A 25407-nucleotide genomic window follows, 5' to 3' on the forward strand; every position below is an offset into this window, starting at 1 on the left:
GCGACGGCAGCGAGACGGGCGGCCGAGCGGAGCCCGGTCGAATCAGATGATCGGTGTCCCGGCAACGCCGGCGACCGGTTCGGGATACCGCATGTCGAGGCCCTCCAGGGCCTCGATCAGCAGCGCCGAGACGATCAGGTTGCGCGCGAGCTTGTCGTCGGCGGGGACCACGTGCCAGGGGGCGTGGCGCGTGCTCGTCGCGGACAGCAGAGCGTCGTAGGCCGCCCGGTAATCGTCCCACTGCGCGCGCACGGCGAGGTCGCCGGGCTGGAACTTCCAGCGCTTTTTCGGCGTGTCGCGCCGCGCTTCGAGGCGCTTCTTCTGCTCGTCCTTTGAAATGTGCAGGTAGAACTTGCGGATCGTCGTGCCCGTTTCGCTCAGCATGCGTTCGAAGTCGTTGATCTGACGGTAGCGGCGCTCGCACTCGGCGTGGCCGATCGCGCCGTTGACGCGCGGCACGAGCACGTCCTCGTAGTGGGAGCGGTTGAAGATGGCGATCTCGCCGGAAGCGGGAACGTGGGGATGCACGCGCCAGAGATAGTCGTGCCTGAGCTCGTGCGTGCTCGGCACGCCGAAATTCGCCACCCGGACGCCAAGCGGATCGACGCCGCGGAACACGTGACGTATCGTCGAATCCTTGCCGGCCGTGTCCATCGCCTGCAGCACGACGAGCAAGCGATGCTTGCCTTCGGCATACAGAAGCTCCTGCAATTCCTCGAGCCGCACCCGGTCGTCGTCGAGGCGCGCCATCGATGCCGCCTTGTCCTTGCCGACGAACGCGTCGCCGTCGGTATGCCAGTCGGCGAGGCTGACACGGCTGCCCGGCTTGACTCGCGTGTCGCGCGGCTTCATGCGCGTTCTCCGGGCGGTAGGAGCGTCATCCACCCCCCGAGCGCGCCGCGGATCTCCGCGAGCGTGAGGTGGCGCATCAGATGGCGGTTGCCGGGCGCCATCTGGTTCCACGCGCAGCGCATCCCCCGCAGCGCGGGCTGGGCCGGGTCGCGCAGGCGAAACGCGGTGACGAAGTAGAGAAAGCTCGGATCGCCATCGTCCTCGATCAGCCGCGTGCGTACCCAGGGCGTCGCCACCGCCGCGCTGACCGGGTCGACGCTGCGCGTGACGCGCCGTACCTCGAAGCGCCCGGGCTGCAGCGTCTGCGCGGCCTCGCTCACGGTCTCGAGCTCGACGATGCAGAACGGGTCGTGTTCCTGAACGCTGTTGCGCGGGACGATGCGTCCGTACTGCAGGCGCACGGTCGCTTCCCCGGCGGGGATCGTCAATGGCCGCTCGAGCCGCACGCTCCAGCCCGTCGACCAGGCGTAATACGGCGACGCCGGGTCGCCGGACTGCAGCGGCACGCAAGCGCCGAGCACGACCAGTCCCAGCAGGGCCACGAGTCTCATAGGCTTCCTCCGTTCGTTCCCGGGTTCGCGGCTACGCCCGCTTCACGCGGAACCATGCGGCATAGAGGGCGGGCAGGAAAAACAGGGTCAAAAGCGTCGCCGCGATCAGCCCGCCCATCACGGCCACGGCCATCGGCCCCCAGAAAATCGATCGCGACAAGGGAATCATAGCCAGTACGGCGGCCGCCGCGGTCAGGCTGATCGGGCGCATGCGCCGCACCGTCGATTCGACGATCGCGTCCCACTGCGACAGACCGCGCGCGAGGTCCTGGCGGATCTGGTCGACGAGGATGACCGAGTTGCGCATGATCATGCCGGCGAGCGAGATGATGCCGAGCAGCGCGACGAAGCCCATCGGCCGGCCGCTCACGAGCAGCGCGATGGCCACGCCGATCAGCCCGAGCGGCGCGGTCAGCACGACCAGCAGCGAGCGCGAAAAGCTGCCGAGCTGCAGCATCAGCAGCGTCAGCGTCGTGATCACGATCAAGGGCCACGACGCGCCGATCGCGGCGTTCGCCTTGGCGCTGCTCTCGACCGGGCCGCCGACCTCGAGCCGGAAACCGGGCGGCAGCTGCGCCTTGAAGGCGGCGACCTGTGGCGCGATCGAATCGATGATTGTCGCCGGCTGGACCGTTCCGATCGGATCGCCGCGCACCGAGATCGTCGGCAGCCGGTCGCGTCGCCAGATCACGCCGTCCTCGAAGCCGGGCTCGAAGGTCGCGACCTGGCCGAGCGTCACGCTGCGGCCGTCGAAGCGGCCGACCGGGATCGCGCGCAGCGCGTCGACGTCGCGATGCTCGGCGCGCGGCGCGCGCAGCACGACGTCGATCAATAAATCGTCCTCGCGGAACTGGGTCGCGACGAACCCCGACAGCTGCAGCGCGACGAGCCGGCCGACCGCGTTGGAGCTGAGGCCGAGGGCCTTGAGCTTGTCCTGGTCGAGCTCGACCTTCACCGCGAGCGCCTGTTCATTCCAGTCGAGGTTCACGGCCGTCGTCTGCGGCTGCGCGACGAGGATGCGGCGCAGCTTTTCGGCCTCCGCCTTCAGCCGCGGGATGTCGCTGCCCGAGAGCCGGTACTGCACCGGATAGCCCGACGGCGGTCCGTATTCGAAGCGCACCGCGCGGCCGCGCACGTTCGGGAAATCGCTTTCGAAAAGGCCCCGGATGCGCGTGATGACGCGCTCGCGCGCTTCGACGTCCTGCGCGATCACGACAAGCTGGGCGAAGTTGCGGTTGGCGAGGCGCTGGTCGAGACCGAGCACGAAGCGCGGGGCGCCCTGGCCGATGTAGTTGAGCACGTGGGCGACGTCCTTGTCGGAACGCAACAGCGTTTCGAGCCGCACCGCGGCCGCGTGCGTCGCGTCGTAGGACGCCCCTTCCGGCAGCCACATCTCGACCAGGATCTCGAGCCGGTCGGAGGCCGGGAAGAATTGCTTCTCGACACGCTGCATCGCCGCGACGCCGACGACCAAGGCGACCAGCGTGAGCCCGATCACGGTCCAGCGCCGCGTGACGCACCAGCCGACCGCGGCGCGGAAGCGCCGGTAGAAGGGTGTGCGGTAGGCATCGGCCTCATCTTCGACATGGTGCGTCGGCTTCAGCAGGGCATGGCCGAAGTAAGGGGTGACGACCACGGCGACGAGCCAGGACGACAGTAGCGCGATCGTCGTGACGGCGAAAATCGCGAAGGTATATTCTCCGACGACCGACTTGGCGAGCGCGATCGGCAGGAAAGCCGTCGCCGTGAGCAGGGTCCCGGTCAGCATCGGGAACGCGGTCGACTGGAAGGCATAGGTCGCCGCCTCGAAGCGGCTCCAGCCCGCCTCGAGCTTGTGCGCCATCATCTCGACCGCGATGATCGCGTCGTCGACCAGAAGGCCGAGCGCGATGATCAACGCGCCGGTCGAAATACGATGCAGGTCGATGTTGAAGAACCACATCGCGGTAAAGGTGATCGCGAGCACGACCGGGATCGAAAGCGCGACGACGAGCCCCGCGCGCCATTTCAGCGCGAGGAAGGTCACCGCCAGCACGATCGCGACCGCCTCGGCGAAGGCCTTCATGAAGAGGCCGACCGCGCTCTCGACGATCTGCGGCTGGTCGTGGATCTTGCGGATCTCGAGGCCGAGCGGCAGGTTTTTCTGCAGTGCGGCGATCGCCGCGCCGACGTCGCGGCCGAGCGCGAGCACGTCGCCGCCGTCGGCCAGCGACACCCCGAGCAGCACCGCCGGCTCGCCCTGCGAGCGGATTTCGTTCGCGGGCGGATCCTCGTAGCGCCGCTTCACCTCGGCGATGTCGCCCAGGCGCAGGCTTTGCGCGCCCGCGCGCAGCACGGTTTCGCGCACCCGCTCGACGTCGGAATACGACCCCGACAGACGTAGCGGAATCGACAACCTGTCGTTCTCGACGCGGCCGTTCGCGACGATGCCGTTCTGCGCCTCGATGGCCGTGCTGATCTGTTCGAGCGTCAGCCCCAGCGTCGCGAGCTTCTGCGTCGGAATGTCGACGTAGATCTTCTCCGGAACGACGCCGAACAGCTCGACTTTGCCGACATTGGGCAGGCGGCGCACTTCGCGCTGCGCGTCTTCGGCGGCCCGCCGCAGCTCGGCGCGGCTGAAGCCGTCGCCGGTGAAGGCGTAGATCGAGCCGAAGGTGTCGCCGAATTCGTCGTTGAAGAAGGTGCCGCGCACGCCAGCGGGCAGTTGCGGCGCGAGGTCGCCGATCTTCTTGCGGACCTGGTACCAGGCGTCGGCGACGTCGCGCCCGCGCACGGTTTCCTTGAGATTGACGAAGAGCGCCGTTTCGCCCGGCTTGGCGTAGCTCTGCACGTAATCGAGTTCGGGCATCTCCTGCAGCTTCTTCTCGATGCGCTCGGTCAGCTGCTCCGAGACCTCCTGCGCGCTCGCGCCGGGCCATTCGGCCTGGATCAGCATGGTCTTGAAGGTGAACGGCGGGTCCTCGGCCTGGCCGAGCTGGAAATACGACCGCACCCCGAGCAGCAGGATCAGCACGACGAAGAACCGGACCAGCGCGGGGTGTTCGATCGCCCAACGCGACAGGTTGCCGGCGCCCGGCACGAAGCGCGGCGCCGGGCTCATGAACGCGCCGACTCGACCAGGCGCACCTCCTGCCCGGGCGCGAGCTTGTGCACGCCCGCGGTCACGACCCACTCGCCCGCAGCGAGGCCCGCGCGGATCTCGGCACGGTCCGCCTTCAGTTCACCGAGTTCCACGCTGCGCGTGGCGACCTTGCGCGTCGCGGGGTCGACGACCCAGAGCTGGGGGCGGCCATTGACCCGGAACAGCGCGCTTTGCGGGACCGTGAGCGCAGGCGAGGCGCTGCCGAGGACGTCGACCGTCGCGGTCATGCCGAGGCGCACCGCGGCGTCCGGTTCGGCGAGGCTGATGCGCGCGCGGTAGGTCCGCGTCGCCGCATCGGCCATCGGTGCAAGTTCGCGCAGGCGACCCCGGTAGACCTTGCCCGGCACCGACCACAGGCGCACGTCGAGCGTGCGCGCCGTACGCAAGGCGTCGAGCCCGTTCTCGGGGACGTCGACGCGGACTTCGAGTTCGCCGCTGCGGGCGAGCTGCGCGAGCGGCTGCCCCGCCTCGACGACCTGGCCGGTCTCGAACGAGATCGCCGTGATCACGCCGGCGTGCGGCGCGGTGAGCCGGGTATAGGCCTGCTGGTTGCCGAGCCGCGACGCCTCGGCGCGCAGCGCCTGCACCCGCGCCCGCGCAGCGTCGGCGAGCGCTTCGCGGCGATCGAGCTCGGCCTGGGAAATGAAATTCTGCGCCCGCAAGGCGCGGAAGCGCTCGATGTCGGCCCGCGCGAGCTTCGCTTCGGCTTCGGCGGCGGCGAGCTGGGCACGCGCCGCGGCCGTGTCGAGCGCGTAGTCCCGCGGGTCGAGCGTCGCGAGCACCTCGCCCGCCCGGACCCGCGAGCCGATCTCGGCCGTGCGGCTTTGCACCCGGCCGCCGACGCGGAATGCGAGGTCGGTCTCGTAGCGTGCGTGGACGGTGCCGGCGTAGCGCACGACCGGTGCCTCGGCGGCGAGTCCGGCGCGTTCGGCGCGCACCGTGCGGACGTCGGCGACCCGTGACGCCGCCGACTCGTCGCCGCCACAGCCCCCGAGTGCGAGCAGGGCGGCAAACAGGGGGAGAAAAGCTTTCATCGGGCGATTATCGCCGATCCACCCGGATTTCGCGGGGATGTTCCGGGCCGCCGAGGCGGGGTTATGATGCGGGACGCATCGCGTGGCAACCGGCTTCCGGTTGTCGGCCGGATCCCTATTTGGCCCTGCTTTAACCTTTATATCCGTACGGAGTTGTCCCATGCCCAGTTCGTCGAAGCCCCTCACTGAAGCCGCCCTGCTGAAGATGCCTGCGTCCGCCTACATGAACGCCGCGCAACTGGCATTCTTCCGCGAGCGGCTCGAAGCCCTGCGTGACGAGATGCTGAGCAACGCCGCCGACACCGGCGAGCACCTCAAGGAAAACGAGAATTTCGCCGACCCCAACGACCGCGCGACGGTCGAGGAAGAGCACATGCTCGAGCAGCGCGTGCGCGACCGCGAACGCAAGCTGCTGAAAAAGATCAACAGCGCGCTCACCCGCATCGAAACCGGCGAATACGGCTGGTGCCTTGAGACCGGCGATCCGATCGGGCTGCCGCGCCTGCTCGCCCGGCCGACCGCCGAGTACTCGATCGAAGCGCAGGAGCGGCACGAACGCAAGGAAAAGCTGCACGCCTGACGCGCGCCCCTCTCGTCCGGGCGCCGTTCAGGCCGGCGCTCGGCCGCCCCGCCGACATCCGCTTCCGCCGTGATCCCGCCAGAACCCATTCCCGTCACCCTGCTCACCGGTTTCCTCGGCAGCGGCAAGACCACGGTGCTCAACCAGATCGTGCGCCAGCTGCCGCGCACGGCGATCCTGATGAACGAGTTCGGCGAAGTCGCACTCGACCACCAACTGCTGCAGGAGATGGAGGGGCCGCTGGCCCTGCTATCCGGCGGCTGCGTCTGCTGCACGATCTCGGGCAGCCTGTCGCCGACGCTGAAGAATCTCTGGATGGCGCGCGACCGCGGCGACATCCCGGCCTTCGAGCGGGTCGTCATCGAGACGACCGGCATCGCCGACCCGGTGCCGGTGCTCGACAACCTGCTGCACGACAACTGGGTGCGCGCGCGCTTTCGCCTCGACGGCGTCGTCGCCACGGTCGACGCGCTGGTCGGCATGGGCCAGCTCGACGAACACGCCGAGGCGGTCAAGCAGGTCGCGGTCGCCGACCGGCTGCTGCTGACCAAAACCGACCTCGCGCCGGCCGCGACGACCGCCGCGCTCCGCGAAAGGCTGGCGGCGCTCAACCCGGCGGCCGACATCCTGACGGTGACGCACGGCGCGCTCGATCCGGCGGCGATCCAGAACCTCGGCTTGTGGAACGCCGCGACGCGAACGCTCGAAGTCGCACGCTGGCTGAAGCCCGAGCGCTACCGGCAGGCCGTCGCCGGGCGACTCGGCGGCAAGCCGCGGACGGCACTGCACGACAGTCGGATCGAGGCGTTTTCGGTGCTGATCGACACGCCGCTCGATCGCTACGGCCTGCAGTCGGCGCTGTCGATGCTGACCGCATTTCGCGCCGAGAATCTGCTCCGCTTCAAGGCGATCGTGAACCTCAAGGGCGAAGCGCTGCCGGTCGTGCTCCACGGCGTCCAGCACGTGCTCTATCCGGAAGTCCAGCTCGACGCCTGGCCCGACGACGACCGCCGCAGCCGCTTCGTCTTCATCGTGCGCGATCTCGAACCGCAGTTCGTCGCCAAGCTGTTGGCCGATTTCTCCGGTGCCGCCCGGATTCCGGACCCTGCGACGCCGTGAACTTGGCGCAGAAATGCCTCGTCGGCGCGATCCGCGTCTACCAGCTCGCGCTCTCGCCCTGGCTGGGTCGGCAGTGCCGCTACCTGCCGACCTGCTCGGAGTACGGCAAGGAGGCGATCGAAAAGCACGGCGCGCTCAAGGGCAGCTGGCTCGCCGCGAAGCGCATCGGCCGCTGCCGTCCGGGCTGCAGTCACGGCTACGATCCGGTACCGCCGGTCGACCCGCGCAAGTAAAATGGCGGCCATGTCGCGCCGCCACCTGATTTCCTGGCTGTTCACGCTGAGCCTGCTGCTGGGCCAGGCGAGCGCGTTCGCGCACGCGATCGGTCACCTGCACAAATCCGAAGGCGGCGTTCCCGACCGCGTATGCGAAGTCTGCGTCGCGCAGGCCAACCTCGGCAGCGCGCCCCCGCCCGCGCCGCTCTGCCTGCCGGGCGCCGCCGCCGTCCACCTCGCGACAACGCCGATTTCCGCGGCCCCGACCCCGGACTTCCACGCGCGCCCCCAGGCCCGCGCCCCGCCCCCCACCGTCTGAAATCGCAATCTGTCGACCCTCCCGCGAGGCGCGTCGACCGTTTCCCTTTTTTGACGGAGTTCAAACATGTTACGTCCCGCCCTTGTGGCGGCCGCGCTCGCGGCCGCCTTTCCGGCCCACGCCGACAGCGAGGTCGACGCCTTGCGTGCCGAACTGAAGGAATTGAAAGCAAGCTACGAGGCGCGCCTGCGCGCCCTCGAAGCCCGCCTCGAGGCCGCCGACGCCGCGCCTGCTCCCGCGCCTGCCGTCGACACCGCGCAAGCCGACGCACCTGCCGCGCCGAAGCTCAACCCGGATATCTCGCTGATCCTGCAGGGCCGCTATGCCCAGCTCGACGATATCGAGCATCGCGCCATCAGCGGCTTCCTGCCGGCCGGACACGCGCACGAGACCGCGCGCGGCTTTTCGCTCGACCACACCGAACTCGTGATGTCGGCCAGCATCGACCCGTATTTCCGCGGCTATTTCAACCTCGCCCTGCAGGACGACGAAGTCGACATCGAGGAGGCCTGGTTCCAGACGACGAGCCTCGGCGAGGGCTTGTCGATCAAGGGCGGCCGCTTCCTTTCCGGCCTCGGCTACCAGAACGAGCAGCACCCGCACGCCTGGGACTTCGCCGACAACAGCCTGATGTATCGCGCGCTGTTCGGCGAGGCTTACGGCAACGACGGCCTGCAGCTGAAATGGGTCGCGCCGACCGAGCTGTACATGGAGTTCGGCGCCGAGGCCGGACGCGGCGCCAACTTCCCGGGCACCGACCGCAACCGGAACGGCGCCGGCAGCTACACGCTGTTCGGCCACCTCGGCGGCGATCTCGGCGTCTCGCACAGCTGGCGCGCCGGTCTATCCTATCTGCACGCCAGGGCGAGCGCGCGCGAAGGCGAACTCGACGACGTGGACGACGTCGAAATCGAGACCCTGTTCTCCGGCACGAGCAAGACCTGGCTCGCGGACTTCGTCTGGAAGTGGGCGCCCGAGGGCAACGCGCGCGAACGCAACTTCAAGTTCGCGGCCGAGTACTTCCGCCGCGAGGAGAGCGGCGAGTTGTGCGGCTTCGACGGCGTCAGCTCATGCACGGCCGGCACCGACGACGCGTACCGCGCGCGCCAGTCCGGCTTCTACGCGCAGGGCGTCTACCAGTTCATGCCGCGGTGGCGCACCGGCTACCGCTACGACCGGCTCGACCCGGGTTCGGTCGATTTCGGCGCGAATCCGCTCAGCCTCGCAAAAAGCGACTACAAGCCGACCCGCCACTCGCTGATGCTCGATTACGCACCGTCGGAGTTTTCCCGTCTGCGGCTGCAATACTCGAAGGACCAGTCGATGGCCGAGGTAAGCGAGAACCAGTGGTTCGTGCAATACATCCACAGTCTGGGCGCGCACGGCGCTCACAAATTCTGAGGAGACCGCCATGAAACGACTGCTTCTTGCGCTCGCCCTGTGGCTGCCCGTCGCCGCCTACGCGAGCCTCAACGTCTTCGCCTGCGAGCCCGAGTGGGCCGCGCTGGCGAGGGAAATCGGCGGCGACGACGTCAAGGTCTACGCCGCGACGACCGCGACCCAGGACCCGCACCGAATCGAGGCGCGGCCGAGCCTGATCGCGCAAATGCGGCGCGCCGACCTCGCGGTGTGTACGGGAGCCGAACTCGAAATCGGCTGGCTGCCGGTATTGCTGCGCGAGTCCGGAAACGCCCGCGTCCAGCCCGGGCGGCCCGGCTACTTCGAGGCCGCACGTTTGGTTCCCCTGCTCGACAAGCCGCGCCGGCTCGATCGCGCCGAGGGCGACGTGCATGCGCTCGGCAATCCGCACATCCACACCGACCCGCGCAACATCCTGCGCGTCGCCGAGTCGCTGACGGCGCGCATGGCCGAGCTCGATCCCACCAAGGCCGCGGCTTACCGCGCGCGAGGGCAGGCCTTCGGCACGCGCTGGCAGGCCGCGATCGCGCGCTGGGAAGCGCGCGCCGCCACGCTAAAGAGTGTCCCGGTCGCGGTTCAGCACAAGTCGTTCAGCTACCTGCTCGCCTGGCTCGGACTGCGCGAGGTCGCCATCCTGGAGCCCAAGCCGGGGGTCGACCCGTCGGTCGCCCATCTCGCGCGCGTGGCGGCGCAGCTCGAAACGACCCCGGCGCGGATGGTGCTGCGAACCGCCTATCAGAGTCCGCGTCCGGCGGCCTGGCTCGCCGACCGCGCAGGCATTCCGGCGCTCGCCTTGCCGTATACCGTGGGCGGCAACGCGCAGGCGAAGGATTTGTTCGCGCTCTTCGACGACACGCTGGACCAGCTGCTGAAGGCGGCACGATGAACGCGGCGTTCGCCCCCGACCTGCTGGCCTGGCCCTTCGCGGTCGGGCTGCTGGTGCTCGCGACCCACGTCCCGCTCGGGCGGCGGGTGCTCGCGCGCGGCATCATTTTTCTCGACCTCGCGATCGCGCAGCTCGCCGTCCTCGGCGTAGTCGCGGCACACGCCCTCGATCTCGCCGCCAGCGACTGGGCCACGCAGGCCGCCGCGGCGACGGCCGCGCTCGCGGGCGCCGCGCTGCTCGCAGGCTTCGAAAAGCGCTGGCCCGCGATCCAGGAAGCGCTGATCGGTTCGAGCTTTGTCGTCGGCGCCAGCCTCGCCGTCCTGCTGCTGGCGGGCGACCCCCACGGCGGCGAGCATCTGGCCGAACTGCTGACCGGCCAGCTTTTGTGGGCGACGCGTTCGCAGGCGCTGTGGATCGCCGCGCTGTACGCGCTGCTGCTCGCGGTAATGGCATGGCGGCGCGAGCGCCTCACAGGTCTCCCCTTCTATCTCGTCTTCGCGCTGGCGATCACGGCGTCCGTGCAACTGGTCGGCGTGTATCTGGTGTTCGCGAGCCTGATTCTGCCGGCGCTGGCGGTGCGCGGGCTGGCCCCAGCCCGCGCCGTCGCGAGCGGCTGGCTGCTCGGTGCCGCGGGCTACGGTGGCGGCCTCGCATTCTCGGCCGGCTACGACCTGCCGGCAGGGCCCGCGATCGTCGTCGCGCTGGCCGTCATCGCCCTCCTGGGCGGCGCCCTGCTTCGGGTTGCCGCAGCGGGTGGAGAGCGCTAGTATCTGCTGACTCCGCCCCCGACGCTCGCATACCCTTCCGTGGCTCTCCCGTTTTTCAAAAAAGGCAAGGACAAGCCCAGCGCGCCCACGCCCAAGCAGCCCGCGCCGATCGCCGACCCGTTTACCCAGCCCATGCTCACGATGGGCCGCGCGGGCGGCAGCGGCATCGTGGTCGAAGAGACGAGCGGAGCGCCGCAGTCGCCGATCGACGAGGCCGCGATCCTCTACGCGAGTGCGCAGCCCGACATGGCCGAGCGCATGCTGCGGGACGTCCTCGCCGGGGGCGATCGCCGCGCCTGGTACATGTTGTTCGACCTCTATGCGCTGCAGAACCGCGAAAAGGACTTCGATCAGCTTGCGCTCGATTACGCGCGCCGCTTCGAGTCCTCGCCGCCGGTCTGGCACAAGCCCGCTGCCACGGAGGCCAGCGGCAGCCTGCCGCAGCAGCAGTCGGCCCAGCTCGAATTGCCAAGCCTGCTCGATAAAGCGGCGGCTGCCATGCTGCACGAAGGGATCGGCGGCGCCGCCAAGAATGCGGTCGTGCGCATCGACTTCTCGCGGATCGAGATGGTCGACGAGTCGGGCGCCGAAGAATGCGCCAGGATCCTCGGCGCCGCGCGCAAGGCCCGGCGCAAGCTCCAGGTCAGCGGGGTCGACCGCCTCATCGCCCTGCTGCAGGATCTGCTGCGCGCAACGCACAGCCGCGCCGTCCACTGGCTGCTGCTGCTCGAGCTCTACCAGACCCTCGGACAGCAGGAGCGCTTTGAAGATCTGGCCGTCGACTACGCCGTGCGTTTCGAGGTGTCGCCGCCTTCCTGGAGCGAGGTGCAGGCCGCCGAGGTGGTCCACGCCGAGCCAGCCGCGCCGGTCGACGACGCAGTGCGGCTGAGCGGCGAAATCACGCCCGCCGACGACAGCGCGCTGCAACAACTGAGCGCCCATGCCGCCAACCACAACGAGGTGCTGGTCGACCTCAGCGAGGTCGCACGCGTCGATTACGGCAGCGTCAGCCAGTTCATCAGCGTGCTGATGCAGTGCCTGGGCAGCGGCAAGAGCATCACCCTGCGCGGCCACAACGCGCTGATTCACGAACTTTTCCGCGTCATGGGGATCGATCAGCTGGCGCAGCTGCTGCCACGTCACCCCGACTGAGCAGGCCGGGCCCCGCAGGACGCATCGGCAGGTCGCGACCGGCTCACTACGCCGGTCGCGCAAACGCTTTTCAGGATCATCATGGAACAGTATCGAGGCACCACCATCCTTTCAGTCCGTCGCGGCGCCGAAGTCGCGCTCGGCGGCGACGGCCAGGTGACCTTGGGCAACATCGTCATCAAGTCCACCGCGCGCAAGATTCGCCGGCTCTATCAGGAAAAGGTCCTCGCCGGTTTCGCCGGCGGCACGGCCGACGCCTTCACGCTGTTCGAGCGCTTCGAAGCGAAGCTCGACAAGCATTCGGGGCATCTATTGCGCAGCGCGGTCGAGCTCGCCAAGGACTGGCGCACCGATCGCATGCTGCGCCGCCTCGAGGCGATGCTCGCGGTCGCCGACCGCGAGCATTCGCTGATCATCACCGGCAACGGCGACGTACTCGAACCCGAGCTCGGCATCGCCGCGATCGGCTCGGGCGGTGCGTTCGCCCAGTCGGCCGCGCGGGCGCTGCTCGAGAATACGGATCTCGCGCCCCTTGAAATCGTCAAGAAGAGCCTCACCATCGCAGGCGACATCTGCATTTATTCGAACCAGAATCACGTGATTGAAGTGCTAGGGGACAGGGGTCAGGATTCAGGGGTCAGGGAATGAGCGGCCTCCGGCCGCGCCCCTAAAAGAAGCCGCGAAGCGACAACGCCCCCCTGATCCCTGAATCCTGAATCCCGGCCCCTAAAATGACTCCCAAGGAAATCGTCCACGAACTCGACAAGCACATCGTCGGCCAGGCCGCCGCCAAGCGCGCGGTCGCCGTCGCGCTGCGCAACCGCTGGCGGCGCCAGCAGGTCGCGGAGCCGTTGCGCCAGGAAATCACGCCCAAGAACATCCTGATGATCGGCCCGACCGGGGTCGGCAAGACCGAGATCGCGCGGCGCCTGGCGCGGCTTGCCAACGCCCCGTTCATCAAGATCGAGGCGACGAAGTTCACCGAGGTCGGCTACGTCGGGCGCGACGTCGACACGATCGTCCGCGACCTCATGGAGACGGCTGTCAAGCAGATGCGCGAACAGGCGACCGCGAAGGTGCGGTTCCGCGCCGAGGAAGGCGCCGAGGAGCGCATTCTCGACGCGCTGCTGCCGCCGTCGCGCGGCTTCGGCGAAACCGAACCGCCCCGCAGCGACGGCGCGGCGCGGCAGCGCTTCCGCAAGATGCTGCGCGAGGGTCAGCTCGACGACAAGGAAATCGAGATCGAGGTCGCAGCGGTCACCCCGAGCATGGAAATTTTCGCACCGCCGGGCATGGAAGACCTGTCGCAGCAACTGCAGGGCATGTTCCAGAACCTCGGGCAGAGCCGCAAGCAGATGCGCAAGCTCAAGGTGCGCGAAGCCGTGAAGCTCGTGACCGAAGAGGAAGCCACCCGCCTCATCAACGACGAGGAGACGAAGCAACAGGCGCTCGAGGCGGTCGAGCAGAACGGCATCGTTTTCCTCGACGAGATCGACAAGATCGCCACGCGCAGCGACGCGCACGGCAGCGACGTCTCGCGCCAGGGCGTGCAGCGCGACCTGCTGCCGCTGATCGAGGGCACGACGGTCTCGACCAAGTACGGCATGGTCAAGACCGATCACATCCTCTTCATCGCGAGCGGCGCGTTTCACCTCTCGAAGCCGTCGGACCTGATTCCGGAACTGCAGGGGCGGCTGCCGATCCGCGTCGAATTGCAGGCGCTTTCGGTGGACGACTTCGAGCGCATCCTAACCGCGACCGACGCCTGCCTGACGCGGCAGTACGAAGCGTTGCTGGCGACCGAAGGCGTGGCCCTGCGCTTCACCGAAGGCGGCATCCGGCGGATCGCCGAGATCGCGTTCGAGGTCAACGAGCGCACCGAGAACATTGGCGCCCGCCGCCTGCACACGGTCATGGAAAAGCTGCTCGAGGATATTTCCTTCGACGCCGGGAGCGTTACCGGCGAGCACGTCATCGATGCCGAGGCGGTCAGCAGCCGGCTCGCGGCGCTCGCCGCACGCGAGGACCTCGCCCGCTACGTGCTGTAGGCAACTGCTGTTAGCATAGGCGGCCGCCGTGACGCCGCGCGTGCGGCTACGCCTGACGCCGCGGCCCCTACCGATTCACTTTTCTTGTTCAGCGTAATCCACCCGATGAAATCCGACGCCGTTCCCCGCCAGCCGATCGAAGCCCGCGGCAAATTCCTCTCCACGATCCTGTTCGGAAGCCGCTGGCTTCAGGTCCCGCTGTATCTGGGCCTGATCGGTGCGCAACTCGTGTACGTCGTCCATTTCATGGTCGAACTCGAGCATCTCGTCGTCGGCACCTTCACGCTGTCCGAAGAGGCGATCATGCTGATCGTGCTCGGCCTGATCGACGTCGTCATGATTTCGAACCTGCTGATCATGGTCATCGTCGGCGGCTACGAGACCTTCGTCTCGCGCCTCAACCTCGAGGGCCATCCCGACGAGCCCGAGTGGCTGTCGCACGTCAACGCCAACGTGCTGAAGGTCAAGCTCGCGACTGCGATCATCGGCATCTCGTCGATCCACCTGTTGAAGACCTTCATCAACGCGCCCAACCTTGCCGACAAGGTGCTGCTCTGGCAGACCGTCATCCACATGGCGTTCATCGTCTCGGCGGTCGCGATCGCCTACATCGACAAGCTGATGCCGCAGACCGGCAAGCACTAACTCCGCCCGGGGGAACCGCCCGCTCAGTGCGCTTCCCGTACCTCGTCCATGATCTCGACGACGTCCTTTTCCCAGCGCTCGAAAAGCGGCCTGAGTTCGGGGTCCGGGAAAAACTCGCGCAGCATCTTCGGATGGCCGGTCACGAGTATGGCCTGGTCGCCTTCGGCGAAGATCGTGATGTTGAGCGGCAGAAACGGAATCAGGCCCGGCTCCTTCGCAGTCGCGCGCCGGACCTCGTCGTGCTTGCCGAAGTACACCACGCGATACATGTCGCTCTTGTAGGCGCGGCGCTCGAGGTTTTCGTTGACCTGCTGAAGGCGCGTGACGGCGTAGCCGCGCGAGGAGATGGCCGACTGCAGCAGCGTCATCGCTTCGGGGAACTGGGTGTCGACGCGCGTCATCATGAGGTCGGCCGCCGCAGCAGGCGCGCTCAGCAGCACGCTCAGGCAAGCGGCGCCGAGCCAACTCAGCGATGTCTTCATAAGGTGGCCTCCTCGAGGATCGCGGTGTAACTCTTCGTCATCTCGTCGCACAGCCGGTTCAGTTCCGAGTTGTTGAACAGGCGGCTCAGCACATTGGGATTGACCGACATCACCTGCACCTTGCCCGCGTTTTCCAGGATCGTGACGCGGCACGGCAGGAACATGCCGACCCGCGGGTCGATGGCCAGCGCCTGGTTGAGCATGCTGATGTTGCAGAAATAAACGATCACCTGCTTGGGATTTTCGTTTTCAGGCTTCGTCAACCCGTATTCCAGGGTCTGCACGCGCCCGTAGAAGAAGTTGTTGTTGCTCACCGCGCGCTTGACGTTCTCGACCGTCGTATCGAAGTCGTAGTCCGAATCGCGGACGATCACCGGGCTCCCGACTTTGAGGATCTTCGCGCTTCCCGGCAGCGGCTCTTTTTCAAAATTGCGGACATGGCTGACGATGTCGTCAATGTCCTTTTCGGTGAGCCCTTGCTTGAGGAAGGACACCATCGGCGTACCCTCGCGGCCGTGCATCAGCGTGGCCTTGATCATCGCGTCGCTGGCGGCCTTGAGGAAGCCCGGGTTGTGCAGGGCGGGCGCCATGATCAGCAGATCGCGCGGGCGCGAGAAGGTGACGCCCGTGCCTTTTCCGCCTTCACCGTCGGCGCCGTGGCAGGCCGCGCAGTGCTTGGCGAAAAGCTGCTTGCCGCGCGCAGGGTCACCTTTCACCGGCTGCTCCGAAAACACGGCCGTGCCGCCCTTATTCCAGCCGCGCACGTGGCGCACGATCGCCTCGACTTCGGCCTTGTCGAGGTGCGCAAACGCGGGCATCACCCGGCCGGGCCTGCCGTAGCGAATGGTCTTGCGCAGGTAGTCGTCGCTGACGGCCGCCTGGAAGGCCGGCAGCGCGAGCGGAACCCCGATCCCACCGGTGCCGTTGACCCCATGGCAGGCCGCACAATTGCGGCCGTAGAGCCGGGCGCCGTCGACGGCGGCCGCCTGGAGCATGGACGGGGCGAGACCCGCCACGAAGCTTGCAAGCAGTAACAGACGCATCAGCATGATCTTCCCATCCATCCGATCGGACACGATTTAATATATTATTATATTAATATATATTTAATAAGCGCGATAGCGCGAATTTCCGTCACTCCTGCCGCCAAATATAGCCGACATCCCGCGCGCCGCTCGGGACTTTCGGCAGGGCCCGGCTAATAGCGCCATCGACATTACTTATTGGCTGCGATCGGTACGCCGACGGAAAATCGCGGAACCTCTTTTCATATCTTTTTTTCGGAGACACCCCATGGCGACCCGCGACACTCTCGCTTCCAAGGAAGGGCAATGCAGCAGCGGCGCCGAATACGCGGCCCTTGCGCTCGAAGCGCTGCAGGAGCCGACCGACGCGGCCTATGCGAAGGAGCTGATGGACCGCGTCGCGGACGACTGCCAATTCACCAAAGACCTGGCTGCCTGCGCGATCGTCTACCAGGCGCTGGGCGAGCAGGCCCGGGCCGAGGAACTGCTGCAGACCGCGGAAGACTACTGCATGAGCGGGGACGAGCAGGTCGCGCTGGCGGAAGCCAAGTTCAAGATCTCGGGCGACAAGGCCGCCGCGATCGGCGCCTATGAAAAAGCGCTCAAGGAAACCGGCAATCTCGACCCGCTGATCGATCTTGCGAGGAACGTCATGGGCGTGATCGCCGACCCGGCCTTCGCCAAGAAGGTCCTCGAGAAGGCCGAGGCGAAGATTTCGCGCGCGGTCGAGTACAGCAAGCTCGCTGCCGCCTCGGCGGAACACCTGCTGGACAAGGAGTACGCCGCGGCGATCTTCAGCAAGGCCGCCGAGAAGCTTTCCGCAGTGCCAGATCTGCTGGCGCTCGCCGCCGAGGTGACCAAGACTCTCGGTGACCCCGAAAAAGCGCGTGCGCTCTACCAGCGCGCGCTCGAGGGTGCGACCGACTTCAACGCCGCGAAGACGCTGATCGAGTCGGCGAAACAGGCGGGGGACGCCGCATTCACCCAGGCCGCGCTCAAGAAGGCGGGCGATCTCGCCAGCGCGACCGGCGACTACATCGAACTCGCCGCCGGGCTTGCCGGCGTCGGCGACAAGTCCGGCGCCGCCGCCCTGCTCGACAAGGCCGAAGACGCGGTGGCGGGGCTCGACGAGATGCAGAAGCTCGTCAGCGCGGTCGAGGCCCATCTCGCCGACGACGCCGAGCGCCTCGCGCGGGTCAAGGCCAAGCTCGAGAAGCGCCAAGCCAATCACGCGCGCTACATGGAATTCCAGCAACTCGAAAAAGATGCGGTCAACGTCAAGCAGTTCCTCGCCCTCGCCGAACGCGTCCGGCTGGAACTGGAAGACCCCTTCTATTCGGCCAAGCTGATCGAGTCGGCGGAAACCCTTCTCGACGGCACCGGCTATCAGTTCTCACGTTACAAGCCGATTCTTCTGGCGGTCGACAAGAACCTCGACGACACGGCCTGGCTCGAACGCCTGCTCGACCGCGCCGCCGAAAATGCGGCCGACTTCGTCGCCTTCCGGGATCTGGTCGTGACCGCCGCGCATCTTCAGCATCGCGAACTCGGCGTGTCGAAGGCGCGCGCCTACCTCGCCGCGCGTGAGGCCGAACTCGCCGCCGATTCCGAGACCTCGGTTTACGACATCGCCAAACTCGCCGAGGCGAGCTACGCGGCGACCCGGGACAGCGCCGAGGCCGGCCGCCTACTCGAACTCGCGCGCGCGCAGGCGAAGGACCATTTCGCGCTGACCCACATCGGCCGCCTGTACGGTTCGATGGGCGACGAGGCCAAGGCCGACGAACTCTATGCGGCCGCGGCGGCGGCGTGCCCGAGCGGCGACGCCTGCATCCAGTTCATCGACCGGCTCAAGGGCTTCGCGCTGCCCACCGAGGCATTGAAAAAATGGTACGTGCAATGCGGCGCCCACCTTTCCGCGCCGGCCGACAAGCTGCGCTGGGCCGAGGGCATCGCCGACGCCCTCAACGACAAGCGCTGGGCGACCGAGGTTTACGGCGAACTGGCGGGCCAGTTCAGCGGAGCGGACGCCGCGCGCTTCGAATTCAGCCGCCGCACGCACGCCGATCTGGGTTATTTCGGCGCCACGCGCCGCCATTGAGGACGCGTGATGCCCCTGAATACGGCCCGGTTATTCGGGCCGTATTTGTTTGTACACTGCGGAGTGAAGCTGTTGCAGGAGCCCCTCCATGGTCGAAAACCTGTCCGCCCTGATCGACACCGTACAGAAGAACTGCACCATCGCGGATGCCCGTCACGCCCGTGACATGACGATGTGCACCTTCCTGCTCGAAATGCGCGAGTACTACCGCTGGGAGATGGAAATCCCCTATGGGGCGCGGCTGCCCCGCGACGAGCTCGGCGACTGGCTGAACGCTCGGGAAAGCCTCTGGGATACGGTGGAAGAAGAGGAATTCGCCCGACTCCCGCTCAACGAAGGCGAAATCGACCCCTTCGAGACCGACGACGTCAACCGCGCACTGATCCCCCAGGGCCTCGTCTACAGCAGCGGTCTCGGCCGCTTCCGCAAGCCGCATTTCGTGCTCGCCGAACTGAAGCGCGCCGAAGTCCGCGAAGGCGTCAAGGTGCTCGTCGCAGGCTGCGAATACGCGCGCGACCTGATCGCGCCGCCGGCCGCGATGCGCGACGGCGCCATCTTCTTGCGCACGGACGCGGTGCGTCGCCTGCTGTGGAACAAATACGAGGAATGGCAGTGGAAGGAAAAGGACACGGCGCTCGGCCGCGCCTTCGCCCACTACGGCTTCGACGGCGACAGCGAGCGCGCGCTCGACCGCATGGCTGAAGCCGAAAGCGAGGCCATGATCCTGCACGAGATCGGCGAGGCGCGCGCCGAAGTCTTGCTCGGCGAGGACTGGAACACGATGCTGGGCCAACTCGGTTCGCGACACGCCGAACTGCTGGCGCGCGCGGTGCGAGATCACCTCGCCGACTGCCTCGTGACCTTGCCCACGCTGATCGAGCGTGGGGCCGTCGGCTCGCTGCACTTCTACGTCGCGAATCTGTCCGGGTTACGACGCGCCCTGTTTCCGGCCCTGCAACAGGCCTACGAGACTTGGCTCGCGAGCCGCGACGGCGGGCCTTTCGTCGACGTCGTGGCGGGCGCGCAAGGCCACTGGCTCGACGCGGCGCGCCAACTGACGACGACTTATCTGCGCGATCCGGACACTGCCGATGCCAGGATCGCCCGCCTCGCCGACGCCGACCTGGGCAAGCTCAGGCTCTGACCCGAGCGCCCTCCGCTTCAGCCCTTTTATCAGGCCGGTAGCGAAACGGTCTGACCGAGTTGTTCTGCGATCGCGTCGAGCAGCTGCTGCTCCTGATAGGGCTTGCCCAGGTACACGTTGACGCCGATTTCGAGCGCGTGGTTGCGGTGCTTGTCCGCAGTGCGCGAGGTGATCATGATGATCGGCACCGACGCGAGGCGCGCGTCCGCGCGCATGACCCGCGCGAGCTCGAAGCCGTCCATGCGCGGCATCTCAACGTCGAGCAATACGACGTCCGGGATCAGGTCGTGCATTTTCTCGAGCGCATCGACGCCGTCCTTCGCGGCGTCGACGCGGAAACCCTCGCGACTCAGCAGGCGCGTCGTGATCTTGCGCACGGTCAGCGAATCGTCGACTACGAGCACCAGCGGCGGCTGCGGCGCCGCGCTGACCTCGACCGGCGCGACCGGCGCGCTGCGTCCCGCCGCGCTCCGCGACTGGCTCGCCTGACGCAGCGCCAGCGGTACGGGATTGAGGATCAGGATCACGCGCCCGTCGCCACGCACGGTCGCGCCGGCGACGCCCGTGATCCGCGCGATCTGCGGGCCGATGTTCTTGACCACGATTTCGCGCGTTCCCTCGATGAGGTCGACCAGCACCGCCGCCTGGCTCGCGCCGCTGGCGACGAGCACGACCGGGTTGTAGCGCTGCACTTCGTGCACCGCGTCGGGGTCGCCGAGCAGGTGAGGTAAATAGGCGAAGGGGTAACGCGCGCCGCGCCAGTTGACTTCTCCGCTGGCCCTGGCCTGCTCGAGCTCGTGCGGCTTCAGTTCGAGCACCTGCTGGACGAGCGGCGCCGGCAGCGCGTAGTCGTGCTTCGCCGCCTGGACCATGACCGCCTGCGTCATCGCCAGCGTCAATGGCAGATAGATCTCGAAGCGCGTGCCCCGGCCCGCGGTCGAGGCGATGTCGATGCGGCCGCCGAGCGCCGAGATCTCGCTTTTCACGACGTCCATGCCGACGCCGCGTCCGGCGACCTGACTCACGGTTTCGGCCGTGGAGAAGCCGGCGGCGAAGATCATCTGCGCGAGCAGACTTTCGGTCGGTTCGGCGCCTGGCAGCAGGAGACCGTTTTCCTCGGCCTTCTGTCGAATGCGTGCGTAATCGAGGCCGGCACCGTCGTCCGTCACCGTGATCAGCATTTCGTTGCCCGACTGGCGCGCCGACAGCACGATTTCGCCGAACTCGGGCTTGCCCGCGGCGCGGCGCACTTCGGGCGCCTCGACGCCGTGGGCCAGTGCGTTGCGCAGCAGATGCTCGATCGGCGCCGTGACTTTTTCCAGCACCGAGCGGTCGATTTCCAGGTCGCCGCCCTGGATGTCGAGCTGCGCACGCTTGTCGACGTCGCGCGCAGTCTGCCTCACCGTGCGATACAGTCGCTCAGCGACCGAATAGAGCGGCACCATGCGCACGCGCAGCAGGTCCTGCTGCAGTTCGCGGTTCAGTCGCGTCTGCTGGATCAAGGCGGCGTCGGCCTCGCCGAGCCGCGCGAGCAGGATGTGCTGCACGGTCGAGATGTCGTTCACGCTTTCAGCGAGGAAGCGCGTGACCTCCTGGAAACGCGTGAAACGGTCGAATTCGAGCGGGTCGAATTGTTCCGCGACGCCTTGGGTCTGGAACGTCGCCTGCATCTGCGACTCGGCCTGGATTTCGACTTCGCGGATATGGCCGCGCAGCCGCGCCAGCGCGTCCGACAATTCGTTGACGTGACGCTTGAAGGCAAACACTTCGCTCTCGATCCGCGACCGTGCGATCGCGACCTCGCCCGCCTGATTGACCATGCGGTCGACCCAGTCGGCGCGGACGCGCAAGGTAAGCGCATTACTGTCGCGGCTGGCTGCTTGCGCCGGCGCGAGCGGCTCGGCCGCAGCGGCCGTCGCCGCGGCTTCTTCCGGCCGCAGCACGGGCTCGGTCGGCGCGGCGAGCGGTGCGTCGTCGATCGGCGGCGCAAGCTCGCCCTGCTTGAGGCGCTCGACGGCATCGGCAAGACGGTCGAGCTGCGCTTCGAGCGTGTCGAACACGGCCTCGGTCGCACTGAGCTGGCCCTCGATCACCGCGATCACCCGCGATTCCATCACGTGGGTCAGCTCGCCGAGACGCATCGCGCCGACCATGCGCGCGCTGCCCTTGATCGTATGCAGGTTGCGGCGCAACGCGTCGCGCGGGCCCGACGCCGCCGGGTCGGCCTTCCACACGCGGAGCTGAACACTGGTATCGGGGACCAGCACGTCGGCCTCCTCGAGGAAAATCGGCAGCAGCTGCTGGTCGATTTCGTCGGCGACCTCGCGTCGTTCGAAGACGGGCGCCGGTCCCGCAGCGGGGCTCTCGGGCACGAATGTGCTGACGTCGGGCAGCGGGGCGCGCGTATCGCCGCGGGCCGCCGTGTCCAAATCCGGCGCAACGATCCCGGTTGCGTCCTCGCCGCCGCTCGCCTCAGCGGTCGGCGCGAATGCCTGGGCGTCGAGCTCGGACTGTTCATCCTCGAGTTCGCCGAGCGCGGCGATCAGGTCGTGCGCGGGTTCGGGCAACTCGCCGCCCTCGACCGACGCCATCATGGCGTGCAGGCGCGCGACCGTATCCTGGACCAGCGGCAGATGCGCCGGAGGAAGCGGCAAGTGGGCAAAGCGGTTCCAGTACTGCTCGAGTGCGAGCGACAACTCGGCGAGAACGCCGAGCCCCGCGGTGCCCGCGATGCCGCCGAGCGTATGAACGGCGCGCCGCGCATCCTCACCGACCGCACGATGCACCGTTTCGGCGTGCCGCGCACTTTCTTCCTGCAGCACCGCGAGGCGCTGATGCGCCTCAGTGACGAAAATCTCGTAGAGACCGCTCGAAACGCAGACGCTGCCGATGCACACTTCGTCCGTAGCGTCCTGCCCGGCCGGCACGCGGGCGTATTCGACGACGGCGCCATGCGCCGCGTCGTTGTCGGACACGGGCTGCACTTCGGGCTGCGCCGGCGGCGCGACGAAGGCGTCGCCCGTGGTCTCGGGCAGCGAGAACGCGGGTTCGACTTCGAGCACCGCGGGCTGGACAGGCGGCGCATCGACGCCGCAGGAGTCCGCCTCGGCGGCAGGAGAATCCGCGGCCACGCGGCCCGGCTCGGTCTCGTCGAGGCCGGGCCATGCATCGATCGTGGCATCCGATTGCGCCGATGGCGTCACGTCGTCCGCCGCCTTGAGGCTGATGTCGAGCGATGGCAGTTCAGAGGTCGGCCCGCTCGGCGCCACGGCCACAAATTCGACGACCGGCGCGTCGAACGGAAGGCCTTGGGCGACGCGGTCGACCGCGTCGAGCAAGGCAGGGACCGGAAGCAGCGGCGTCCGCTTGGTCTTGAGGGCGTCGACCCAGTCGTGGAATACCGAACGCGCTCGGCCGACGAGATGGATCAGGTCGGCGCTGACGGGTTTTTTCTCGGCGAGCCAGCCGTTCAGCAGCTGTTCATGGCGCCACGCGGTCTCACCGAGGTCTTCGAGCCCGACCATGCGGCCACTGCCCTTGAGCGTATGGAAGGCGCGGCGCACGACGGTCAGCGACTCGCGGTCGTCCGGCTGGCTCTGGCAGCCCTCGCAGGCCTCGCCCATCGTCGCAAGCACCTCCTCGGCCTCCTCGAGAAAGATATCGAGCAGTTCGGGCTCAGCCCCTTCGGGAATCACGACGCGAAGCATAGTGTCCGTCGCGCTTGTACCGGTGTCCGCCGATGCTGATGCCAGCTCGGGCCCGAGCTCGACCTCGGGCAGCCCCGCGAGGAGAGAAACCGGCGGGGCTTCGACGTCCGCTGAGACCTCGAGTCCGGTGACGGCAAACGCTTCCAGGGGATCGGCAGGCGCCTCTGCGACGGGCTCGGATTCATCCGGCTCCGTGACGGCGTCGTCATCGACGGCGATCGTGGCGGTCGCACGTGCGGGTAACGCGAGTCCGGTGAGCGCGGCGATGTCGGCGTCGAGTGCGACGGGTGCCGCCGCTGCCTCCCGGCAGGCAGCGAGCGCCGATCCGGTCTGCTGCTTCAGTCGGACGTCGTCGATCAGCTCGGCATCGCGGCCGAGCTCGCTCAGCGCGTCAAGGAATTTTTTTTTTGCCGCGCCGTCCGGGTCGTCCCGCCACACAGCATAAGTGTCCCGGACCTCGGTCTTGCGCCCGGGGAGCCCGGATTCGACGGTGTCGTCAAACCCGCCTTCGTCCGCGCCGTTCGACGCAGTGAGACCGAACTCGGCCAGCACCGGGCGCAGGATGCGCGCCGCATCGGCGCGGCCGGCGCAGTAGGCTTCGATGTACAGCCCGAGGCTCGAGAACGCGTCGGCCAGACGCTGCTGCGCCGCTTGGTCAGGATAGCCGCTGTCGATGAAGGGCTGCACGCTGGCGCTCGCGGCGATCAGCAATGCGGCCGCGTCGGGCAGTTCGAGCATGGTCAGCGCGCCCTGGGCCTGCTGCGCCAGCGCGGGCAAGCCCGCGAGCGCCTCGCGCTCGTTCTCGTCACGGAAGAAGGCGTCGAGGGCCTCCTCCATCTGCTTCAGATTTTGTCCGACCTCCTGCGCCATGTGCGTCAGCATGTCACGCTCGGCTTCGCGCTGGGCGGCGGCGTCGGGTGCGCCGGCCGGCATCTCGCGGCCTTCGATCAGGGCCATCAGGCGTGCATGCTGGGCAGCGGCGCGGGCGGCGAAATCGGCATGCAGCACGTCTTCCTGCGCCACCCCGTTCTGCAGGAAGAGCAGCGTCGCCGCCACTTCGAGTTCGGCCTGTTCGCGGGCTTCGCCCGTACGCGTGCCGGTCGCCGCGGCAAGTGCCGAGAGGCCGTCGAGCAAGGCCTTGAGGCCACTTTCGGCGAGCATCTGCGTCTGGGGCTGCATGCGTTCGAGCTGGGTCTGGAATTGCACCAACTGCGCTGCGTCGCCTTCGACATAGGCGCGCCAGTTGTCGTGCGCGGCCTTCAGGCCGGCGTTGAGCGCGTCGAGCACCGGGCGCATGCGCGCCAGCGCCTCGGGATCGAGCATGCCGCGCCCTGGCAGGTAGCGATCGAGGCCGAAGGTGGCGCGGACTTCGGCCGCACGGCCGTCGAGGCTCTGGCTCTTCGCGACGAAGAAGAGCGCGTCGCGCAGCAGACGTTCGGCAACCTGCGGCGAGCCTTCCATGAGCCGCCGCATCTGCAGGTCGACGCGGGCGAGCAATTGCTTGACGTGGAAGTCGGCTTCGACGCCGTGCGCGATCAGACTGTCGACGAAGCCCACACAGGCCCACCAGAAGGTGCGCGAGGCCTGCGAGGGCGCGACCTGCTCGATCGCCGCAAGCGCGTCGCGCATGCGGCGCAGACCCTGCTCGGCGTCGACGTTGCGCAGAAAGGCCAGCAGCCCGCGCTGGAACGTCGCACGCGCGGACTTGACCTCGGCCGCGAGCGCTTCGGGCGCCAGTGCCACGGCGGGGCCGGGCGACACCCGGCTGCGCATGTCGGGGAAGAACAACTCGCCTTCGAACACGCGCTCGGCGCCCTGCAGTTCGCGCAAACGCTTGTACAGCGGAAACAGCGCGAGTTCGCCGGTGCCGCGGCCGTCCGCGAGATCCCGCACCCAGCGCTGCAGGCCCTCGATGGCGTTGCGCAACGCCCGCACGAGCGCGTCGTTCGGCTGTGCCCGACTTTCGTCGAGGTCGCCGAGCAGCGACTTCAGCGCATCGGCGAGCGTCGCAGCGCCTTCGAGGCCGACCATGCGTAGCGCGCCGGCGACCTGATGGGCGTCGTCGCGCGCCAGGCGCATGGCATTGGTGAGATCGCCGTCGGCGCTGTAGGCCTGGATACGCCCGAGCGCGGCCTGGAGGGCTGCGTCGATGTCCGCGCGCACCCAATTCAGGGGACCGGTGTCGTAATCGAGTAAGGCACTCATGATGTTATTCCTGA

General features: G+C 67.8%; 20 protein-coding genes. 13 read left to right on the forward strand and 7 right to left on the reverse strand.

Features of this window, described 5'->3' with window-relative positions:
- Positions 1-42 precede the first annotated feature (42 nt).
- The 4 genes from TBD_RS12695 to TBD_RS12710 are packed head-to-tail and all read right to left on the reverse strand — an operon-like array spanning position 43 to position 5579.
- Positions 43-852, reverse strand: coding sequence for a polyphosphate kinase 2 family protein (locus TBD_RS12695; RefSeq protein ID WP_011313041.1), 810 nt, complete (start codon positions 850-852; stop codon positions 43-45).
- Positions 849-1403 carry a hypothetical protein gene (locus TBD_RS12700; RefSeq protein WP_011313042.1) on the reverse strand — a complete coding sequence of 185 codons (555 nt, stop codon included), beginning with the start codon at positions 1401-1403 and terminating at the stop codon, positions 849-851. Before TBD_RS12700 ends, TBD_RS12695 begins: the two co-directional genes overlap by 4 nt.
- 31 nt (positions 1404-1434) lie before the next feature.
- The gene (locus TBD_RS12705) at positions 1435-4503 is read right to left on the reverse strand and encodes an efflux RND transporter permease subunit (RefSeq protein WP_011313043.1); all 3069 of its coding nucleotides are present in this window, start codon (positions 4501-4503) and stop codon (positions 1435-1437) included.
- Positions 4500-5579, reverse strand: coding sequence for an efflux RND transporter periplasmic adaptor subunit (locus TBD_RS12710; protein WP_011313044.1), 1080 nt, complete (start codon positions 5577-5579; stop codon positions 4500-4502). Before TBD_RS12710 ends, TBD_RS12705 begins: the two co-directional genes overlap by 4 nt.
- A gap of 160 nt (positions 5580-5739) precedes the next feature.
- Here TBD_RS12710 and dksA point away from each other — a divergent pair, with 160 nt between their 5' ends.
- From dksA to TBD_RS12765, 11 genes are all read left to right on the forward strand, one after another.
- Positions 5740-6159 carry an RNA polymerase-binding protein DksA gene (gene dksA / locus TBD_RS12715; protein WP_011313045.1) on the forward strand — a complete coding sequence of 140 codons (420 nt, stop codon included), beginning with the start codon at positions 5740-5742 and terminating at the stop codon, positions 6157-6159.
- Positions 6160-6228: 69 nt separating this feature from the next.
- Positions 6229-7278, forward strand: coding sequence for a CobW family GTP-binding protein (locus tag TBD_RS12720; protein WP_011313046.1), 1050 nt, complete (start codon positions 6229-6231; stop codon positions 7276-7278).
- The gene (gene yidD / locus TBD_RS12725; protein ID WP_011313047.1) at positions 7275-7511 is read left to right on the forward strand and encodes a membrane protein insertion efficiency factor YidD; all 237 of its coding nucleotides are present in this window, start codon (positions 7275-7277) and stop codon (positions 7509-7511) included. Before TBD_RS12720 ends, yidD begins: the two co-directional genes overlap by 4 nt.
- Positions 7512-7521: 10 nt before the next feature.
- The gene (locus TBD_RS12730) at positions 7522-7812 is read left to right on the forward strand and encodes a hypothetical protein (protein WP_041433263.1); all 291 of its coding nucleotides are present in this window, start codon (positions 7522-7524) and stop codon (positions 7810-7812) included.
- A gap of 66 nt (positions 7813-7878) precedes the next feature.
- Entirely contained in the window at positions 7879-9213 is a 1335-nt protein-coding gene (locus TBD_RS12735) for a TonB-dependent receptor (protein WP_011313049.1), read from the forward strand.
- Positions 9214-9223: 10 nt separating this feature from the next.
- The gene (locus TBD_RS12740; protein WP_011313050.1) at positions 9224-10117 is read left to right on the forward strand and encodes a metal ABC transporter substrate-binding protein; all 894 of its coding nucleotides are present in this window, start codon (positions 9224-9226) and stop codon (positions 10115-10117) included.
- On the forward strand, positions 10114-10884 hold the full coding sequence (locus TBD_RS12745; RefSeq protein ID WP_011313051.1) for a metal ABC transporter permease: 771 nt from the start codon (positions 10114-10116) through the stop codon (positions 10882-10884). Before TBD_RS12740 ends, TBD_RS12745 begins: the two co-directional genes overlap by 4 nt.
- Positions 10885-10923: 39 nt before the next feature.
- Positions 10924-12036: an STAS domain-containing protein gene (locus tag TBD_RS12750; protein ID WP_011313052.1), complete on the forward strand. Its 1113-nt coding sequence runs from the start codon at positions 10924-10926 to the stop codon at positions 12034-12036.
- A gap of 81 nt (positions 12037-12117) precedes the next feature.
- On the forward strand, positions 12118-12684 hold the full coding sequence (hslV, locus tag TBD_RS12755) for an ATP-dependent protease subunit HslV (protein ID WP_011313053.1): 567 nt from the start codon (positions 12118-12120) through the stop codon (positions 12682-12684).
- 83 nt (positions 12685-12767) lie between these two features.
- Positions 12768-14084, forward strand: a complete 1317-nt coding sequence (gene hslU / locus TBD_RS12760) for an ATP-dependent protease ATPase subunit HslU (protein ID WP_011313054.1) — start codon at positions 12768-12770, stop codon at positions 14082-14084.
- A gap of 105 nt (positions 14085-14189) precedes the next feature.
- Complete coding sequence (locus TBD_RS12765) at positions 14190-14729, forward strand: TIGR00645 family protein (protein WP_011313055.1); 540 nt, start codon at positions 14190-14192, stop codon at positions 14727-14729.
- Positions 14730-14752: 23 nt separating this feature from the next.
- Here TBD_RS12765 and TBD_RS12770 read toward each other — a convergent pair whose 3' ends face one another.
- Positions 14753-15211, reverse strand: a complete 459-nt coding sequence (locus TBD_RS12770) for a DUF302 domain-containing protein (RefSeq protein WP_011313056.1) — start codon at positions 15209-15211, stop codon at positions 14753-14755.
- Positions 15208-16260 carry a c-type cytochrome gene (locus tag TBD_RS12775; RefSeq protein ID WP_011313057.1) on the reverse strand — a complete coding sequence of 351 codons (1053 nt, stop codon included), beginning with the start codon at positions 16258-16260 and terminating at the stop codon, positions 15208-15210. Before TBD_RS12775 ends, TBD_RS12770 begins: the two co-directional genes overlap by 4 nt.
- Before the next feature lie 244 nt (positions 16261-16504).
- Here TBD_RS12775 and TBD_RS12780 point away from each other — a divergent pair, with 244 nt between their 5' ends.
- Both TBD_RS12780 and TBD_RS12785 read left to right on the forward strand, forming a co-directional pair.
- On the forward strand, positions 16505-18337 hold the full coding sequence (locus tag TBD_RS12780; protein WP_011313058.1) for a hypothetical protein: 1833 nt from the start codon (positions 16505-16507) through the stop codon (positions 18335-18337).
- An 88-nt stretch (positions 18338-18425) separates the two neighbouring features.
- Positions 18426-19481: an Sfum_1244 family protein gene (locus TBD_RS12785; protein ID WP_011313059.1), complete on the forward strand. Its 1056-nt coding sequence runs from the start codon at positions 18426-18428 to the stop codon at positions 19479-19481.
- A 29-nt stretch (positions 19482-19510) separates the two neighbouring features.
- On the opposite strand, the gene TBD_RS12790 is transcribed toward TBD_RS12785, so the two are convergent.
- The gene (locus TBD_RS12790; protein WP_011313060.1) at positions 19511-25393 is read right to left on the reverse strand and encodes an Hpt domain-containing protein; all 5883 of its coding nucleotides are present in this window, start codon (positions 25391-25393) and stop codon (positions 19511-19513) included.
- Positions 25394-25407 lie beyond the last annotated feature (14 nt).

The organism is Thiobacillus denitrificans ATCC 25259, from assembly GCF_000012745.1.
Taxonomy (GTDB): domain Bacteria; phylum Pseudomonadota; class Gammaproteobacteria; order Burkholderiales; family Thiobacillaceae; genus Thiobacillus; species Thiobacillus denitrificans_B.

Excerpts from the sequence above, each read along its gene's own strand:
- hslU (WP_011313054.1), top strand. The coding sequence starts at position 12,768 with ATGACTCCCAAGGAAATCGTCCACGAACTCGACAAGCACATCGTCGGC.
- TBD_RS12780 (WP_011313058.1), top strand. The coding sequence starts at position 16,505 with ATGGCGACCCGCGACACTCTCGCTTCCAAGGAAGGGCAATGCAGCAGC.
- TBD_RS12770 (WP_011313056.1), bottom strand. The coding sequence starts at position 15,211 with ATGAAGACATCGCTGAGTTGGCTCGGCGCCGCTTGCCTGAGCGTGCTG.
- hslV (WP_011313053.1), top strand. The coding sequence starts at position 12,118 with ATGGAACAGTATCGAGGCACCACCATCCTTTCAGTCCGTCGCGGCGCC.
- TBD_RS12790 (WP_011313060.1), bottom strand. The coding sequence starts at position 25,393 with ATGAGTGCCTTACTCGATTACGACACCGGTCCCCTGAATTGGGTGCGC.
- TBD_RS12765 (WP_011313055.1), top strand. The coding sequence starts at position 14,190 with ATGAAATCCGACGCCGTTCCCCGCCAGCCGATCGAAGCCCGCGGCAAA.
- TBD_RS12730 (WP_041433263.1), top strand. The coding sequence starts at position 7,522 with ATGTCGCGCCGCCACCTGATTTCCTGGCTGTTCACGCTGAGCCTGCTG.
- TBD_RS12705 (WP_011313043.1), bottom strand. The coding sequence starts at position 4,503 with ATGAGCCCGGCGCCGCGCTTCGTGCCGGGCGCCGGCAACCTGTCGCGT.
- TBD_RS12775 (WP_011313057.1), bottom strand. The coding sequence starts at position 16,260 with ATGCTGATGCGTCTGTTACTGCTTGCAAGCTTCGTGGCGGGTCTCGCC.
- dksA (WP_011313045.1), top strand. The coding sequence starts at position 5,740 with ATGCCCAGTTCGTCGAAGCCCCTCACTGAAGCCGCCCTGCTGAAGATG.
- TBD_RS12745 (WP_011313051.1), top strand. The coding sequence starts at position 10,114 with ATGAACGCGGCGTTCGCCCCCGACCTGCTGGCCTGGCCCTTCGCGGTC.
- TBD_RS12695 (WP_011313041.1), bottom strand. The coding sequence starts at position 852 with ATGAAGCCGCGCGACACGCGAGTCAAGCCGGGCAGCCGTGTCAGCCTC.
- TBD_RS12710 (WP_011313044.1), bottom strand. The coding sequence starts at position 5,579 with ATGAAAGCTTTTCTCCCCCTGTTTGCCGCCCTGCTCGCACTCGGGGGC.
- TBD_RS12735 (WP_011313049.1), top strand. The coding sequence starts at position 7,879 with ATGTTACGTCCCGCCCTTGTGGCGGCCGCGCTCGCGGCCGCCTTTCCG.
- TBD_RS12740 (WP_011313050.1), top strand. The coding sequence starts at position 9,224 with ATGAAACGACTGCTTCTTGCGCTCGCCCTGTGGCTGCCCGTCGCCGCC.
- TBD_RS12700 (WP_011313042.1), bottom strand. The coding sequence starts at position 1,403 with ATGAGACTCGTGGCCCTGCTGGGACTGGTCGTGCTCGGCGCTTGCGTG.
- TBD_RS12785 (WP_011313059.1), top strand. The coding sequence starts at position 18,426 with ATGGTCGAAAACCTGTCCGCCCTGATCGACACCGTACAGAAGAACTGC.